This is a genomic window from Filifactor sp., assembly GCF_057248345.1.
Window position 1 is genome coordinate 1 of record NZ_DBHIIC010000072.1, and the last position, 3,303, is coordinate 3,303.

Annotated in this window: 2 protein-coding genes; both read right to left on the reverse strand. The window is 29.6% G+C overall.

Going from position 1 to position 3,303, the window contains the following annotated elements:
* Window positions 1-592 precede the first annotated feature (592 nt).
* Window positions 593-1,588 carry a YARHG domain-containing protein gene (locus tag ACO5GE_RS07835; protein ID WP_484830356.1) on the reverse strand — a complete coding sequence of 332 codons (996 nt, stop codon included), beginning with the start codon at window positions 1,586-1,588 and terminating at the stop codon, window positions 593-595.
* A 205-nt stretch (window positions 1,589-1,793) separates the two neighbouring features.
* Window positions 1,794-2,600, reverse strand: coding sequence for a ComEC/Rec2 family competence protein (locus ACO5GE_RS07840; protein ID WP_484830357.1), 807 nt, complete (start codon window positions 2,598-2,600; stop codon window positions 1,794-1,796).
* Between the last annotated feature and the right edge of the window lie 703 nt (window positions 2,601-3,303).

Below are 3,303 nucleotides of genomic sequence, written 5' to 3' on the forward strand. Positions count from 1 at the left end.
AAGAAAAGCAATAGAGAGTAGAAGCCGATGATGGATAAGCTTCTACTCTTTTTTTCTTTTTAAACACAATAAAACACTTGAGTATAAAAAGTGAGTAAAAGTTGCAATGTATACTTTCACTCACTTCTTAATAATAAAGATTTCATATTTGTAAATAATATAAAATGAAATAGATTGGATTGATTATCAAAATATCTATTGGAATATGTAAAAACCTTTCTATCTATAAACAAAATGAAAGTACGTATCTATCCATTGATAATAAAAAAATATAAGTAGAATTGAGTAAAAATAAGTTGAAAAACAACTATCGATTACTTTCGGAAATTTTGTCTGCATGATAGAGATAAGAAAATAACATAAGATAAATAAGATTGTGTGGTTTATCAATAAACAAAATATTTTTAATATGGCTGGTACTTCGTATGAAATGCATTTTTCTATGCAGATTTGTGTTTCAATCAGTAAAATAGAATGATTCATTTAAGTTATTGGTTTTTTTTAAGGATTTAATTATTAGTAAAATAAAAAGAGAAAAATCTATCTTAAAATTGATAAATCATCTCTTTTTTACTCTTTGGTAATTTCTTCTTTATTTTATTTTTCCTTGTTTGTACTTCAATAAGAAATTTAAGTTTTTATGTTCTATCTCAGAGAACTTATTTTCTGCTTGTACTGAATTTTTTATATTAGGATCTATTTGATACCAGGTCTTTGTTTTGAAATACTCATAGTATTTTCCGGATTTGCCAAAGTCATATCCATAACGAGCAAACATTTCGTTAATCGCTAGATTAAGGTTATTTCTATCAAATGTAGCCATATCTTCTTTTGTTAGAAGCTTTGTATCACTTGGAAGTAAATAATCAGTACTTTGTGCTGCAGTATTGGAATCTACAGGTGTAGCTGTAGGGCTTTGTACTGTTGTACCACTAGGATTAACAGGTGTAGTGGCAGGATTCTGTACTGTGTTATTGGTGGTTACAGGTGTCGTTACAGAACTTTGAGTTGAACCGGAACTTGTAGTAGTACCTGCATTGTTTTCGGCAGAGGAGCTGTTTGAATTACTTTCTCCATTTTCCGTATCAGAAGATTGTATCGTTGAATTGTTATCCATATTAAGTAGTTTAGGTTTTATGAACAAAAAAGCTAGTGCAAGTATTCCAACTAAAAAAATCGTGAAGACAATACTAAGTAACAAATTCGAAGATAACAATTTGTTTTGTGAGTTTGGACTCTTGGCATGAACAAAAGATGTGTTTTTGATATCAACATCAGAAAACATACCAAGTAAATGGTTCCAGTCATTAGCATTTAAGTGAATTTCCAGCATTTGTTTATATGCTCCGAACATATTTCGAAGTTCCAATGAGCCGGGATTTTCTTCATGCAAACGGATAATTTCATGGTATGCAGAAGAAGCATGAAGTTTATTTAATTGTAGTTGTTGTTTCATATTTAAGGATTCAGACATGGAGTCTCGATGTTCCTCTATTAGTTTAAGAGCAGAAGAGTAGTTGTGCTGTTCATATAGATTGACAATTTTTTGGAACAGTTTATTCACAGATGCCTGATCTGTTTTTGGCATATTGTCCACCTCTTTCGAAAGATAAGTATTTTTAGTCAATTTATTTAGAATACAGAATAATTGTTATCATAAGATAAGTTTAAAATTCAGTATGGTTTTATTTTCTTTGATCAATTTATTATAGTATATATAAAAATAGTTGACAAGAAGATTTTAATACAACTATCTAGATTATAGAAAAAACAATGTGAAGAGAAAAAAATGATTATTCGTTTGGATAATCATAACTTCCTTGAGAAGACATGTCTGTTGAAAGATGAACTCCGTCAGAGAAAAAACGAATGGTTTTTTGTTCATCAGTTCTATACACAGGAATATTGTATCTCTCTATCAATTGCATCACTCTTTTGCTTGGATGATGAAATTGGTTGTTATATCCACAAGAAATAGAAATGACATTTGGTGAAACCGAGGTTAAAAATTCTTCACTTGTAGAGTGCTTGCTTCCATGGTGTCCAATCTTTAAGAAGTTGCATTTCAAATTAGGATAATGCGACAAAATTTCTCGTTCATTATATTCATCAGCATCTCCCATAAATAAGAAAGAAAGCTTGTTATATTCAAGATATGTTACAATAGAAAACTGATTGTTGTTTGCATACGCATGGTTGAAGGGGGATAAAAATGTTACTGAAATTCCTTTTTCAAAAGGGATTTCCATTCCTGCCAATCCATCTTCGATAGTAAGGTTCTTTTTTTTCGCCGCCTTTATTACTTCTCGGTAAGTTTTTGTAGAATGTTTTCGAACAGGCATATAGAACCTACCTATTTCAAAATTTTCTATGACAGAATCAATTCCACCGATATGGTCTGCATCAGGATGAGTTCCAATTAAAATATCAATTTTTTCAATTCCTTGTTGTTTGATATAATCAACCACATCATCTCCATATGAATTGTTCCCTGCATCAATTAGAATAGTCTTACCACCCGGAGAAACGATAAGAGTACTGTCTCCTTGAGAAACATCAATTGTATGGATTGTGAGAAGATTCTCTGCATTCTGTTTCAAAAAATCTGAATCTAGCGGATTGCAAGAAGTAAAAATAAAAAAACAAAATAGCATTATCATCCACAATAGAGTCTTTTTTATGTAGTGAGTATTCATAAGAATTCCTTTCCTATTATTATTCTTAAAAAATAATAGTAGATTCTATCAAAAAGTATAAAACTTAAAATTTTTTGCCATATTTGCATTGATTGTCGGATATTCAATGCTATAAATGGGAAATTATTAATGTTAAGTCATATCATTATATCATAACTAAATAGAAAAAATATATAAATACGACTGATATAGTACTATTTTTATCCAATAATTCCAATAGTAGATATGATAGACTGGAGTAAGTTAATCTGTTTCATGTCAAAACCTTTTTACAATAAGATAAATATAGAAATGAAGTGTTGGTATCTTTGTTTATTTAAACATTTATAAAGGATAGATGCAAATGAATAGATGATTTGAGAATTGAGCGATGAGACTATAAATTAGATAGAAGTATCAGTATTAAAATGAAAAATTTTAGGGTATAATAGGTAGAAGAAAGAAGGGGATAGGATGAGCATTCTTGATGGAAAAGAAAATTTACATCATATTAGAGCAAATTCAAAAGAGGAATTGCAGCCATACTTTGATAAAGTATCTTATGAGGCTTGTGAATATAGTTTTACAACAATGTATATGTGGCAACAATCCTATGGATTTCGGTATT

What these genes read in the sequence shown, in the direction of transcription:
- ACO5GE_RS07835 (WP_484830356.1), bottom strand. Translation starts at nt 1,588, where the DNA reads ATGCCAAAAACAGATCAGGCATCTGTGAATAAACTGTTCCAAAAAATT.